At 38.4% G+C, this 13,662-nt stretch carries 13 protein-coding genes, 1 other RNA gene and 1 pseudogene; 4 read left to right on the forward strand and 11 right to left on the reverse strand.

The genetic code is table 11. From position 1 onward, the window contains the following. The 6 genes from BHECKSOX2_RS07785 to BHECKSOX2_RS07810 form a co-directional block, all read right to left on the reverse strand. Positions 1 to 389 (reverse strand): transposase (locus BHECKSOX2_RS07785; protein ID WP_139683121.1); only part of this gene is annotated, 389 nt, incomplete at its 3' end. 444 nt (positions 390 to 833) lie between these two features. Beyond that, positions 834 to 1,179: a transfer-messenger RNA gene (gene ssrA, locus BHECKSOX2_RS07790) on the reverse strand. Positions 1,180 to 1,203: 24 nt separating this feature from the next. Continuing rightward, on the reverse strand, positions 1,204 to 2,388 hold the full coding sequence (gene tyrS / locus BHECKSOX2_RS07795) for a tyrosine--tRNA ligase (protein WP_139683122.1): 1,185 nt from the start codon (positions 2,386 to 2,388) through the stop codon (positions 1,204 to 1,206). 17 nt (positions 2,389 to 2,405) lie between these two features. Then, positions 2,406 to 3,665 (reverse strand): glutamate-5-semialdehyde dehydrogenase, encoded by a 1,260-nt coding sequence (locus BHECKSOX2_RS07800; RefSeq protein WP_139683123.1) that lies wholly within the window; start codon positions 3,663 to 3,665, stop codon positions 2,406 to 2,408. Next, positions 3,653 to 4,672 (reverse strand): DNA polymerase III subunit delta, encoded by a 1,020-nt coding sequence (gene holA, locus BHECKSOX2_RS07805; RefSeq protein ID WP_139683124.1) that lies wholly within the window; start codon positions 4,670 to 4,672, stop codon positions 3,653 to 3,655. Before holA ends, BHECKSOX2_RS07800 begins: the two co-directional genes overlap by 13 nt. Continuing rightward, entirely contained in the window at positions 4,662 to 5,111 is a 450-nt protein-coding gene (locus BHECKSOX2_RS07810; RefSeq protein WP_139683125.1) for an LPS-assembly lipoprotein LptE, read from the reverse strand. Before BHECKSOX2_RS07810 ends, holA begins: the two co-directional genes overlap by 11 nt. 147 nt (positions 5,112 to 5,258) lie before the next feature. On the opposite strand from BHECKSOX2_RS07810, the gene ftsH reads away from it, so the two are divergent. Genes ftsH through glmM form a run of 3 tightly spaced genes read left to right on the forward strand, consistent with a single transcriptional unit; the run spans position 5,259 to position 9,328 of the window. Further along, positions 5,259 to 7,184 carry an ATP-dependent zinc metalloprotease FtsH gene (gene ftsH, locus BHECKSOX2_RS07815; RefSeq protein ID WP_139683126.1) on the forward strand — a complete coding sequence of 642 codons (1,926 nt, stop codon included), beginning with the start codon at positions 5,259 to 5,261 and terminating at the stop codon, positions 7,182 to 7,184. Positions 7,185 to 7,214: 30 nt separating this feature from the next. Beyond that, the gene (folP, locus tag BHECKSOX2_RS07820) at positions 7,215 to 8,003 is read left to right on the forward strand and encodes a dihydropteroate synthase (protein WP_139683127.1); all 789 of its coding nucleotides are present in this window, start codon (positions 7,215 to 7,217) and stop codon (positions 8,001 to 8,003) included. Continuing rightward, on the forward strand, positions 8,000 to 9,328 hold the full coding sequence (gene glmM, locus BHECKSOX2_RS07825; protein ID WP_139683128.1) for a phosphoglucosamine mutase: 1,329 nt from the start codon (positions 8,000 to 8,002) through the stop codon (positions 9,326 to 9,328). The genes folP and glmM overlap by 4 nt, the downstream gene beginning before the upstream one ends. A gap of 9 nt (positions 9,329 to 9,337) precedes the next feature. Here glmM and BHECKSOX2_RS07830 read toward each other — a convergent pair whose 3' ends face one another. Beyond that, a complete protein-coding gene (locus BHECKSOX2_RS07830) occupies positions 9,338 to 9,487 on the reverse strand; it encodes a hypothetical protein (RefSeq protein ID WP_180323717.1) in 150 nt (49 codons plus the stop codon). 244 nt (positions 9,488 to 9,731) lie between these two features. Between BHECKSOX2_RS07830 and BHECKSOX2_RS07835 the strand changes: the two genes are divergently transcribed. Beyond that, positions 9,732 to 10,271 carry a hypothetical protein gene (locus BHECKSOX2_RS07835; RefSeq protein WP_139683129.1) on the forward strand — a complete coding sequence of 180 codons (540 nt, stop codon included), beginning with the start codon at positions 9,732 to 9,734 and terminating at the stop codon, positions 10,269 to 10,271. 132 nt (positions 10,272 to 10,403) lie between these two features. Here the strand turns inward: BHECKSOX2_RS07835 and BHECKSOX2_RS07840 are convergent, their stop codons facing one another. The 4 genes and pseudogenes from BHECKSOX2_RS07840 to BHECKSOX2_RS07855 all read right to left on the reverse strand — a co-directional run. Beyond that, positions 10,404 to 10,922 carry a DUF4823 domain-containing protein gene (locus BHECKSOX2_RS07840; protein ID WP_139683130.1) on the reverse strand — a complete coding sequence of 173 codons (519 nt, stop codon included), beginning with the start codon at positions 10,920 to 10,922 and terminating at the stop codon, positions 10,404 to 10,406. A gap of 59 nt (positions 10,923 to 10,981) precedes the next feature. Beyond that, positions 10,982 to 11,962 (reverse strand): cytochrome-c peroxidase, encoded by a 981-nt coding sequence (locus BHECKSOX2_RS07845; protein WP_425356618.1) that lies wholly within the window; start codon positions 11,960 to 11,962, stop codon positions 10,982 to 10,984. 121 nt (positions 11,963 to 12,083) lie between these two features. Then, positions 12,084 to 13,058 carry a DDE-type integrase/transposase/recombinase gene (locus BHECKSOX2_RS07850; RefSeq protein ID WP_139683132.1) on the reverse strand — a complete coding sequence of 325 codons (975 nt, stop codon included), beginning with the start codon at positions 13,056 to 13,058 and terminating at the stop codon, positions 12,084 to 12,086. A 275-nt stretch (positions 13,059 to 13,333) separates the two neighbouring features. Next, positions 13,334 to 13,662: pseudogene (locus BHECKSOX2_RS07855) on the reverse strand (IS5/IS1182 family transposase); the annotation flags it as partial.

Raw genomic sequence — 13,662 nt, forward strand, 5'->3', positions numbered from 1 at the left:
ACACTCATTTTAAAAATAAGATTAAAGCCTTTAACGCCTATACGCTTTCTAAAGTGCACCAACTCGGTGGCATTGCAAGGCATGCCTGGTATATAGTTTGAGTGACCACAGAAGTATTGGTAATAAGGGTTGCGCTTAAACTGTAAAACAACACGCTCATCAGAGAGGTTTTCTAGTTGTTTAAGCAAAAGCAAACCTACCATCAGCCTGATGGGTTTTGAGGGTCTGCCATTGTTTTGAGAGTAATGTTGTTCAAAGGCATCATCGAAGACTGTCCAATTAATAGTGTTGGCTAGTTGTATTAAAGGGTCTTTGACATCTAATTGAGAAAAGAGCTCTGAATGAAAAAGATTTGATTGGGTGGATATTGGGCTAGATTTAGTTAACATTTTTTTAAGCAAAACGACCAAGAAATAAGAGGTATTTTAGCAAAAGTTGGTTGATTTGTCTAGGGTTATTGTTGGTTTTATTGTTATAAATCAATTTGTTGTGTGGTTTTTAAGGGCTGACTATTTAGCAGGTAAATATGGTATCTTTGTTCGTAGGTCAATTGTGTATATTTTTGCATGTTTCACTCCTTTTTCTTGTCGGATTAAAGAGTGGTTAATATACCCTTTGACCGACTAATTGAGTGTTGCACTTATGATGTGAATCTAAGAACAAGCAGGTATTGTTATAGGTTTTTTATAATATCAAAATCAATATATTCATCCATATCAGCCATAACATGGGTATTTATCAAAAAAATAGTATTTTTATCATTTAAAGGATACGATAAAATGCTTAACTGTAAGGCATTTAGAGGTATTTTGAGTGGTAAAAATATAAGAATTTGGTGGAGATGGCGAGAATTGAACTCGCGTCCGAAAACTTTCAAACAAAGAATCTACATGCTTAGCCTGGTCTATTGTAGTTAGCAACTTGCCACCCGACCATCAGGGATTGCAAGTGCGATCCCAGTAAGTTTTAACCGAATTACCCTGAAAAAATAATCCTAGCGAGTCTGTAATCGACCGCTATCCAAGAAATACAGACAATCTCAAGGGAGCGGCTAGCTATGCAGCTAGAGCGTAGTTGTTTTCGTTTGCAACTATCTTTTTTAAGAAACTTTTACGAGTTATTCTTATCCTCGGCATGCATCTTTGAGATCCAACTCCTCGTCGAAGCCATGTCATCCCCAAAAATGAGCATTATACGCTTTCTTTATTTGATTGTCACCCTTGCAAATTTGCGCTTGCCGACTTGATAAACTTCTGTGCCTATTTCAGGCTCAAGATTTTTGTTTGTGATTTTTTCACCGTTGATTTTAGCAGCACCTTGTTTAATCATTTGATAGGCATTTGAGGTACTGGGACAAAGCCCAGCATCTTTAAGTAAATTGGCAATTTTGACACCTGCATTAAAGTTAAATTCCTCCATTTCGTTAGGAATTTGATTTTTGCTAAAGCGGTCGATAAAATTTTGCTGTGCTTGCTTGGCGGATTCAGCGTTATGAAAACGGGTGATAATTTCATCAGCCAATATAAACTTAATGTCTCTTGGGTTTTTACCTTGCGTCATTTCTTGTTTTAAGTTAGCAATAGTTTCTAGGCTTTCAAAACTCAGTAACTCAAAATAGCGCCACATTAACTTATCTGAAATTGACATGATTTTGCCAAACATATCATCAGGATTATCATCAATGGCAATGTAATTGTTGAGCGATTTTGACATTTTTTGTACGCCATCTAAACCTTCTAAAATCGGCATAGTAAGGATAACTTGCTGTTCTTTGCCGTAACGCTTTTGTAACTCTCTACCCATCAATAGGTTGAATTTTTGGTCGGTACCACCGACCTCTATATCAGACTCCAATACGACAGAATCATATCCTTGAGCGAGCGGGTATAAAAATTCGTGAATTGCAATATCATCACCATTTTTATGGCGGGCTTCAAAGTCGTTGCGTTCTAGCATTCTGGCAACAGTGCGCATTGAGGCAAGTTTAACAAACTCTATTGGGGTTAATTTATCTATCCACTGCGAGTTAAAGACAATGTTAGTTTTGTTTTTATCTAGAATTTTAAAAACTTGTTGGGTGTAACTTTTGGCATTTTCTTGCACTTGCTCTCTTGAAAGTGGTGGGCGAGTTTTGCTCTTGCCAGTCGGGTCGCCAATCATTGCGGTGAAATCACCGATTAAGAATTGAATCTCATGTCCTAAATCTTGCAACTGTTTGAGTTTATTGATTAAAACTGTGTGCCCTAAATGCAAATCGGGTGCTGTTGGGTCAAACCCTGCTTTGATTTTTAGAATTTTTTTGCGTTTTAACTTGTCTCTTAGTTCATCAAGTGGCAAGATTTCATTGCTGCCGCGTTGAAAGATGGCTAATGTTTGTTCTATATTCATTTTGTTTATTATTGTTTTTAAGGACGAGTGTGCCCATCACCAAGCACGATATATTTTTGTGAAGTAAGCCCCTCTAGGCCAACAGGTCCACGCACATGGAATTTGTCGGTGCTGATGCCGATTTCTGCGCCTAAACCATATTCAAAACCATCGGCAAAGCCTGTAGAGGTGTTAATCATCACTGAGGAAGAGTCGACTTCGGTGATAAAGCGACGCCCAGAAGTGTAGTTTTCAGTAACAATGGATTCAGTATGTCCTGAGCTGTGTCGGTCAATATGGGCTATTGCTTCGCTCATTGAATTGACGATGCGAATGGATAAAATTGCATCTAGGTATTCCGTATCCCAGTCTTGTTCAGTGGCTTGAATAATTTGTTTTGAGAGTTTTTTTGTTTCTTTACAGCCCCTGAGCTCTACGCCTTTGGCAACGAATTTTGCAATGAGTTCGGGCATTATGCGACCAACCGCAGAAGCGTGGACTAATAAGGTTTCTGTGGCATTACACACACCGTAGCGACGCGTTTTAGCGTTAAAGGCAATATCAATGGCTTTTTTTGTGTCTGCATCTTTGTCAATATAAGTGTGGCAAATGCCATGTAAGTGTTTGATTACTGGTACCTTTGCACTGTCACTAATGGCCTCAACCAAGCCTTTTCCACCGCGGGGAATGATGGCATCTATATAGGCTGTGGCCTGGACTAATTCGCTGACCACTGAGCGTTCAGTAGTGTCAATTAACTGTACGCAGTTCTGGTCTAAGCCAGCATTGATTAACCCTTGTTTAACGCAAGAATAAAGTGCCAAATTAGAATTAATGGCTTCAGATCCGCCTCGCAAAATTACACCATTGCCTGATTTAAGGCAAAGTGCTGCTGCATCAATCGTTACATTTGGACGAGATTCATAAATAATACCCATTACTCCAAGTGGCATACGCATCTTGCCTACTTGAATGCCACTTGGGCGGAATTTAAGGTCGGTGATCTCTCCGACCGGGTCAGACAAAGTAGCAATTTGACTCAGGCTTTCAATAATGCCGTCTAAGCGGGTATCATCCAGCATTAATCTATCTAGTAATGCTGTGTCTAGTCCATTGTTTTTGCTTTGCTCTAAGTCTTTTTGGTTGGCGTTTAAAATATTCTTACGGTCTTTATCCACTTGTGCGGCAATGTTGTTTAAAGCGTTATTTTTTTGCTGTGTGTCTGCACTGCGCAGTGTTTTTGTAGCGGTGCGTGCGTTTTGACCGAGTAGGGTGATTAAATTTTTTATTGAGTCCATAGTGTTTTTCCTGCGAGCGTTAGTAACAATATGCGTAGTTCATCAATGACATTTAGATTATCCACGCCTTTGATTGAGCGGTCAATACGCCCAAGTGATAATAATATTTTTTGTAAGCGCTGGTAAGGCAGTCGTTTTAGTGCGTTGCCAATGGCTGTTTGTCTACTTTTCCATACTTTGTGATTACTCATCACGCTACCAACTTGTTTGACTTGTTGCAACTCAATTGCCATATCGGTGATTGAGTTAATCTCTCGATAGAGTGCGCCACTTAGCATAATTGGCATTGCTGTGTCAGTAGTCATTAATGCATAAATTTTAAGCACTTGCTCACTATCACCCATCAGTGCTGAGTCAATTAGGTTGTAGATGGTGTATTGTGATTGTTGACCAAGTTGTTGTATGTAGTCTTCAATATCAATATTGCCATTCGGGTAAGCCATTTTGAGTTTTTGAATTTCTTGCAGTGATGCCAACAAATTACCTTCGGTGTAATAAGCGATATTTTCTGCAATCTTTGGGCTGGACTCAAGGCCTAACTCTGTCATATGGTTGGCAATCCAACCAACAAGGTGGTCTCGTTGTACCTCCCAAGCTTGTACGATATTGCCATTTGCTTCTAGTGTTTTGAACCATTTGCTTTTTTGTTGGGCGAAATCCAGTTTGCCAGTAGAGACGATAAATAAAATATCATCGGCTACATTTGCAGCGATTTTAGTGAGTGCTTTTGAGCCTTTTTGTCCTATTTTACCGGTGGTCAAACGACATTCAATAATGCGTTTTGATGAGAATAATGAAGTTGCTGAGAGTTCGGCAATGATCTTACCCCAATCAAAATTACCATTAACCTCAAAACTGATGCGCTCGTCAAAACCTTGCGCTTTTGCGGTGTTTTTAATGTGTGTTAGGCTTTGTTCAACCAATAAAAGCTCTGGACCGAAAACAAAGTAAAGTGAATCAAGTTGTTTGGTCAGTACTTTGCTGAGTTGTTCAGGCTTAATTTGCATTCAAATGCTGTAATATTCTTAACAATTCTGTGATAAGTGTTTGACGAAGTTGAGAAAAACTACTCGTAATTTGCAGTGTATCGGCTTGAGATAGTGTTACTTCTTTGATGGTTATACTGGCTGTTAAGTTTTTTGACAATAATACTTTTTGATCGCGTACTACTTTGATTGGCACGCTAAGTGTTAGCACATAACTACTAGAATCACCATTCTTTTTATAAGCGGCAGTTTGGTTTCTTTGTACTTCGTTACCAATTTCAAGTTGTAAAGATGGCTTTGTATTTGTATCAAGATGTTTTTTAAATTCAGTGATGAACAGGCTATTTGTATTGCCCGTCACTGATGCATTGATCGGTGTACTATTTTTAGGCACATGAAAACCACAAGCGCTTAATAAGCTAGAAATAAGAATGATAGAAAGTAAGTTAGTTTTTGACATGGTCTTTTTATTGAATGTGTGAGGTGTGAATTATGACAGAATTTAGATTTTTTTGTTGGTTATCCTTGAAAAATCGCTATTCATCTCTACATAAAAGTATACATATTAGGGTATATTTGTTTTCTTATTTTTTATTAATTTTGCATTATGTTTAAAAATTTATTATTTTGGTTGGTTTTAGGTATTTCCTTAACCTCACTTTTTAACCAGTTTGAGATGGGCGAGGATAAAAATGAGATTACTTACTCTCAGTTTATTCAAAGTGTTAAGCAGGGTGATGTTTCTAGCGTCACTATTTCTGGTAACGACATTACTGGTGTCGGTGCAGGTGGTGAGCAATTTAGCACTTATGGCGCTAGAGACTTAGGGCTAATGGGTGATCTATTAAACAACGGTGTGGAGGTGGTTGCTAAACCACCTGAGAAAGATGGATTTTTTAAGCAGTTGGTTATTTCAGTGGCACCAATTTTATTATTGATTGGTGTGATTCTTTACACCATGAAAGGCAGTGGTGGTATGGGTGGCAAAAATCCAATGAATTTTGGCAAATCTAAAGCCAGATTAATCAGCAAAGATGAGTCAGATATCACCTTTAAAGATGTGGCTGGAGTGGAAGAAGCCAAGGAAGATGTTTCAGAGTTGGTTGATTTCTTATCCGACCCTGGCAGATTTACCAAAGTTGGCGGCAAAATCCCCAAAGGTGTGCTTTTAGTGGGCCCGCCAGGCACAGGTAAAACTTTATTAGCCAAAGCCATTGCAGGCGAAGCAGAAGTGCCATTTTTCTTCATTTCAGGCTCTGATTTTGTTGAAATGTTTGTAGGTGTTGGTGCGTCACGCGTTCGTGATATGTTTGAACAAGCTAAGAAAAATGCACCTTGCATTATCTTTATTGATGAGATTGATGCAGTTGGTCGTCAGCGTGGTGCTGGCATGGGCGGTGGCCACGATGAGCGCGAGCAAACACTCAACCAAATGTTGGTTGAGATGGATGGTTTTGAAGGCTCTGAAGGTATTATTGTTATTGCTGCCACTAACCGTCCAGATGTATTGGACCCTGCACTACTTAGACCAGGGCGTTTCGACCGTCAGGTCATGGTTGGTTTGCCAGATATTAATGGCAGAGATGCAATTTTAAAAGTACATATGCAAAAATTACCGATTGCAAAAAATGTCCAATCTATCAATATTGCTAAAGGCACACCAGGGTTTTCAGGTGCAGATTTAGCAAACTTGTGTAATGAGGCTGCACTGATTACCGCAGGTAAGGACAAAAAATTAGTGGGTATGCAAGAGTTCGAAAAAGCCAAAGATAAGATTATGATGGGTGCCGAGAGAAAAAGTATGGTGATGGATGATGCCGAGAAAGAAATGACAGCTTATCATGAAGCAGGGCATGCGATTGTTGGACGCTTGGTGCCTGAGCATGACCCTGTTTATAAGGTTAGTATTATTCCAAGAGGTCGTGCGCTAGGTGTAACAATGTTCTTGCCAGAAAAAGACAGTTACAGCATCTCTAAACGCAAGTTGAATTCTCAAATAGCAGCATTATTTGGCGGGCGCATTGCTGAAGGCTTGATTTATGGTGATGATGCAGTAACCACGGGTGCGAGTAACGACATTGAACGCGCTACTGAGATTGCACATAAGATGGTCAAGCAATGGGGTATGTCAGATACCTTAGGTCCTTTGGCGTATGGTGAAGATGAGGGTGAGGTGTTTTTAGGTAAGCAAGTTACTAAACATAAGCACATCTCAGAAGAAACTTTTAAAATTATTGACCTTGAAATTCGTAAAATTATTGATAGCAATTATCAAATGGCTTTAAAAATTTTAAAAGACAATAAAGACATCTTAGTTGAAATGACCAAAGCCTTGATGGAGTTTGAAACCATTGATAAAGCTCAAATTGACGATTTGATGCAGAGAAAACCAATGCGTGAAGCGGCGGCGATTATTGACTCTGATGTTGCTTCTACTGAACTGGGTAAAGGTGGCGCTGATGTATCAGAAGATATAAGTGGTGATTCTACTGAAGAACCATTAAGTGATGGTGGTAGCGAGCAAGTAGCCTAAACCAACCTAGAGCCTGCCTTTGCTATTATCATGAGTGCAAAAATTATGGGCGTGTTGAATGTAACGCCTGATTCGTTTTCTGATGGCGGACAACATTTTGATATTTCTGATGCGATTCAAAGTGCGCAATGTATGATTAAGCAGGGTGCTGATATTATTGATATTGGCGGTGAATCTACGCGTCCAGATGCTGATCCTACCTTTCTTAAAGAGGAACTTGCGCGTGTTATTCCTGTGATTAAGGCGCTTGCTAAAACTACTGATATTCCCATCTCAATTGACACTTCAAAACCAGAAGTGATGATGCAGGCCGTTGAGTCAGGTGCCAGCATGATTAACGATGTTTGTGCTTTGCGTGTCAATGGTGCGTTAGAAACAGCGAGTGAGTTGGGTGTTGATGTATGCTTGATGCATATGCAAGGCATGCCAAAAAGTATGCAATTAAGGCCTGTGTATGATGATGTGATAGAAGATATTAAGTATTTTTTTGCAGGTAGGATTGAAGCTTGTATTGGTGCAGGTATCAGCGAGAGAAAACTTATTTTAGACCCAGGTTTTGGTTTTGGTAAAACCTATGAACACAATTTAAAAATTCTGCGTCGCTTTGAAGAATTCAAAAGTTTTGGCTTGCCGCTCTTAGCAGGAATATCGCGCAAAACTATGATTGGGCAAATGCTTGGCGGTAAAAAGGTAGACGCAAGAGTGACAGGTAGTGTTGTGGGGGCTATAATAGCGGTTCAAAACGGTGCGGATATCGTGCGTGTGCATGATGTGGCAGAAACTAAGGATGCATTAATGGTTTTAGGGAGTGTGAGTTGAGTAATTATTTTGGAACAGATGGCATACGAGGCAAAGTTGGCATAAAGCCAATCACAGCGGATTTTTTTTTGAAATTAGGTTGGGCAGTTGGTTCAGTTTTGGCACAAAAAAACGAAAACCCCAGTGTTGTTATTGGTAAAGATACCCGTATTTCAGGGTATTTATTTGAATCTGCGCTTGAAGCAGGTTTTTTATCTGCTGGTGTAGATGTCGGTTTGTTAGGTCCAATGCCAACGCCTGCTATTGCGTATCTCACGCAAACTTATGGTGCCACAGCGGGCGTGGTTATTAGCGCATCGCACAATCATTTTCAAGATAATGGGGTTAAATTTTTCTCCAATAAAGGTTTTAAGCTTAGCGACCAAGACCAAAAGGCTATTGAGAAGCGTTTGAGTGAGCCTATGGTTAGTGTTACCAGTGAAAATATTGGTAAAGCCATTCGTCACGAGCAATCTTTAGGCCGTTACATTGATTTTTGTAAACATACATTTGATAAAGACATTGATTTATCTAGTCTTAATATTGTAATTGATTGTGCGAATGGCGCCACTTATCACATTGCAGAAAATGTATTCGCCGAATTGGGTGCCAATATTGTTGTCATTAACCATCAGCCCGATGGTTTTAATATTAATCTTGATTGTGGCGCCACAGATACCCAGCACTTACAGAAAACTGTATTAGAAAATAAAGCCGATTTAGGTATTGCTTTTGATGGCGACGGTGATCGCTTAATGATGGTGGATAGCAGTGGTGAATTAGTGGATGGTGATGAGTTGGTTTTCATCATTGCTAAGGCCTGGCAAGCGCAAAATAGACTTAAAAATAATACTGTAGTTGGCACACAAATGACCAATCTTGGTGTGCGTCACGGCTATAAAGATTTGGGTATTGATTTTATCGAAACCGATGTGGGTGATAGGTTTGTTATGGAACAAATGCAAAAAAACAATGCTGTTTTAGGTGGTGAAGGCTCAGGACATATTATCTGTCTTGAACAAACCACCTCAGGTGACGGTATTATTGTTGCCTTGCAAGTGTTGGAGGTGCTTGTTAAAAGTGGTAAGACACTCAATGCATTAAAATCTGAGGTACAAAAATATCCGCAAGTACTCATCAATGTTAAAACCAAAGAAAAGATTAATTTATTACAACATCAAGCCCTGCAAAAAGCCCAACTTAAAGTAGAGAAATCTTTAGGTGAGGCAGGCAGAGTGCTGATTCGTGCCTCAGGCACCGAGCCATTAATTCGAATAATGGTCGAAGGTAGAGACCTGGATTTAGTGCAGGAGAGTGCCGAGGTGTTAGCCACTACACTTTCTTAATAAATAATTTTATTTTGTTTTAAATGTAGCAGGATTTTCAATAATGTCCACAGGGGCTGGAGCTGGAGCTGGGGTTGGAGCTGAGGTTGGCTTTACTTCTTCTGTGGCACACGCTGTTAGTAGTATGCTGAAAGGTAGTGCTAATAATAGTTTTTTCATTTTTTATCCTAAGGTTTAATTAATTGCGAAAAATTATAACCTAAATTCAAACTCTAAGTGCACAAAGATAAGGGGATGTAAGCATTAATTATCTACCATGAGCCTTTGCATAAATAAGGATGATTGGCAAAATTCAATTTTTGCCCACTTGGTGATTATTTCTATTTATGTAAAGGTCTCACCGTTCATAAAATTTATTTTGTATGTAAAATGATATCAATTGGGAATAATAGGATTTATTGTAATGCAAAAAAAACAATTTACAACTTGGTGTTTAATTTTACTATCAATTCTTTTATTAGGCGCATGTGCTGAAAACAATAAAAATAAAAATTTAACAGTAGAAAGTAGCAGTGCAGGAGATATTAAATTATTAAAAACTAAAGCCAAAGTCGCTATTACCAAGGAAGCGCAAAACCCACTTCCAGTTCCTCTCAATCCTGATCCTGATAGTAAAAAGGTTTATTTAAATAAAGACGGGTCAGGTGTAATTGTTACACTTGATAACCGTATAGACCAATTTTTTTCTTTAATAGACTTTGTTAGTTATACATCTATAGTAGGATGTCCAGTACAAACGGATAAGGAAAGCACTACCAAGCCGCTTGAATATATTAAAACCATAAGTTCACAATATTGCAGGACAACGCCAAATTACAAAGCAGGTGCAAGCGTTCTGGTGCTCTTTGTGTTTACCGCTCTTGATGGTGATTACACCCTTTGTTTACTTGATCCTAAGCAACCAGACAAGGCTGATTGTGGTGATGGCTATATAAAAAGATAAGATTTAGGTTCGATTGTTATAATATACACATGATTGGTCATCAGGCAATATGCCTAAATTTCTGTATTTTCTTTATCGCAATAATGTTTGAATAGTCCAAATTAATTGGTTTTGTTGTGCGACTACTTCCGGCTAATATAATTCATTAACATATTCCGCAACAGGCTTTACTAATAAATCTTGCGGATGGTCGCCGCCCAATGTTGCAATCCCACTTTTCCCTTTAATGATTGCAGAATCCATGGTTTTGCCTGATTCCACATTAATAATTGCAATTTTTATTGATGCTTTGTCTGGGATTCCTGACCAGACAGTGGCTCTATCCTCCCATTCAAGGATTGTTGGAAATACTAGATAACCGTAGTTGTTTTCCTTAGCGTAGGTCAATGCGTTATCAAAAGATTGGTATTGACGAGCTGTTTCAGCAGAGTTGCTATTTTTCGAAAATGCCATTAGTATGATCTGCGAGGCATTTGCACCAGACCCCTGATAATTTATTTGCCCATATCTTCCATCACGAGATATAGAAATATAAACACTCTTTGATGGCTCCAATTTAATAGATACATTTCCAGTTCTTAACAGCTGATAGCTATCAGCTGTACACCCACTAAGAAATGCTACAATTCCTAAAATCACAAAATATCTCATTACTTTACGCTCCTTCTCTAAATGTATAACGCCTTTCCAGTGTTGAATAGCTTGTTAGACTATTTACCAAATGGATTTGGCTTCGGTGTTGTATTATTTGATGGAGGCAATATAGGCATTTTGAAGCTAGGCTGGTCTCCTGTTAGTGTTTTCAAAAAGGCTACAATTTTAGAAGCTTCTTCTTTTGTAAATTCTTTGCCTAATTGAATGTTACCCATAATATTTACAGCTTCAGTTAAACTAGAGGCATTTCCATCATGAAAGTACGGATAAGTTAATTCTATATTTCTTAATGTAGGTACTTTAAATACAAATTTATCTGCTTCTTTTCCAGTAACCGAAAAACGACCCTTTGCATTATTTTCAGTTTTGTAAGGTTTGATAACTCCCATTTTTTGATAAGTACTTGCTCCAATAGCTACTCCATTGTGACAAGCTACGCAACCACTTGTTTTGAATAGTTCATATCCTGCCTTTTCTTGAAGAGTGATGGCTTCTTTTTTTCCTGCTAACCACTGATCAAAGCGTGAGTTTGGTGTTATTAATGTTTTTTCAAATTCTGCAATCGCCGTAGTAATTTTATCAATATCTACTTTACTTGAGCCAAATGCAAGCTTGAACTCTTCCACATAAGCTGGAATTGAAGAGATTACTTTTACTGCAAGATCATGATTAGATGCCATTTCTTTTGGGTTTCCAATCGGCCCTCCTGCTTGCTCCTTTAAGTCTTTTGCTCTTCCATCCCAAAACTGGGCTATGTTAAAAGTTGAATTTAAAACAGTAGGAGAGTTAATAGGACCTTGTTGCCAATTGTGCCCTATAGATGTTTTTAAATTGTCTGTTCCCCCCATGCTTAAATTGTGGCATGAGTTGCAAGATATAAATCCTGATTTTGATAACCGCGGGTCAAAATAAAGCTTCTTCCCTAGCTCAGACTGTAATTCATTAACTTCTGCCTTGGTTGGGATGGGTTGAATTGGCTCATTTGCTAAAAGACTTGCTGATGTAAAAAGACTCAATATCGTTAATATGCTTGCTATCTGTGGTTTCATTATCTATCTTTATTTAAATTTTTGAACGCTCATTTTATATATCTTACTTTGGAAAGTCAAGACACTCCAGTAAGAATAAATGCTGGCACAAGTGTCAGGTTTCACCACGTTATCCCCTACTTTCAAAAACCACACTCCGAAACATATCAGGCTTTCTGATAAACAAATCAGGCTTCAAATTATACCAATACTCTAAAGCCTCATAAGGCGTCCTTACCTTAATCTCTTTTCTAAGTCCACCATGTCCACGATTAAAATTATAAAAAATCAAAAACTTGTTCAAATCTTGCTTCATTTCATCAATGTTTTGATACGTTATCGCCTTAACTGTTGCATTCTTAATCGTGCCATTGACGCGCTCGACCATGCCATTGGTTTTAGGGGTTGCAGGCTGTGTTAATCGATGCTCAATCTCACTGCGTGAACAGAGTTTGTCAAATTTGTGTTTACCACTAACTTGCTTGTCTTTAGTGACAAACTTATCAGTAAACTCTAAGCCATTATCAGTTAATATATGCGTAATTGTAAAAGGATAAAAGTCCTTGCAATTATTAAGGAACTCAACGGCATTGATAGCGGTTTTATTCTCATAAATCTCAAAATAAAGCACCCTAGTAGCACGATCAATGGCAACAAACAAATATTGCTTCTTACCCGCTAGTTTTGGTAAATAGGTAACATCAATGTGTAAATATCCAGGCTCATATTCCTTAAATGTAGAGGCTTGTTGTTTCTTTTCTTGTGGCACTCGGTTAATGCCAAAACACACCAAAGTGCGATATACATTACTCCTATTGGCATTTGGCATGCAGGCAACAATACTATCAGTTAAGTCATCAAGTTCTAACCAAGTGAGGGTTCGTACTACTCGAATAATCTCACGCTCGGTCTCATTTAAAGCGTAGTGTATTGTCTTTGGTCTTGAGGTTTTGTCTTTAACAAAATCACGACTCTTCCATTTGGCAATGGTTTTAGTGCTAACACCAAAGCGGTGTGCTAAGGTAGTATTCGAAGCCTTAGCCCCGTGTATAATCGCTCTTGAATGTGCATTAGTATTCGCATTCATGTGGTAGTTCTGTTTCATATATTCTCCTTTTTNCAATGAGTGGGAGAGGACTAAAAATAGGGAAATAAAGCAATAAACAGCTGGGAAAATAAGGTTTTTTTTGGACTTTATGAAAAAAATACAGGTAGTTTTGAAAATATTTTTGAAAAAATCTAAAAATTGAAATTAGGGTGGAGAATTATGAGTTATGCAAAAGTCTCTAATTATACTCTGGCAATTTTGTTTTTTCACTGAGAAATCTAAATTAATGTCATTACAGTCTTTAATGCAATCACTCTCTTCTATGGTGTATTGGCACGCTTTTTAACATGATGGAAGTGACGAATGGCTAAGCGGCAGTTTTTAACTTCTTTAACATAGGTTCTGCGTTGTTGAATGCCATGACGCTTTGCTAGCTTGTTAAGGCGATTGATGATTTTAATGGCAAGTTTGGCATCGGTGGGATAGGTGATATTTTTCTCTTGTACCGTGGTGTCAATTAATACTGTTGCCCCTTGGGCTTGTTTTCCATGCAAGGCGACACTCATTTTAAAAATAAGATTAAAGCCTTTAACGCCTATACGCTTTCTAAAGTGCACCAACTCGGTGGCATTGCAAGGCATGCCTGGTATATAGTTTGAGT

Source organism: thiotrophic endosymbiont of Bathymodiolus puteoserpentis (Logatchev), assembly GCF_900127505.1.
GTDB lineage: Bacteria > Pseudomonadota > Gammaproteobacteria > PS1 > Pseudothioglobaceae > Thiodubiliella.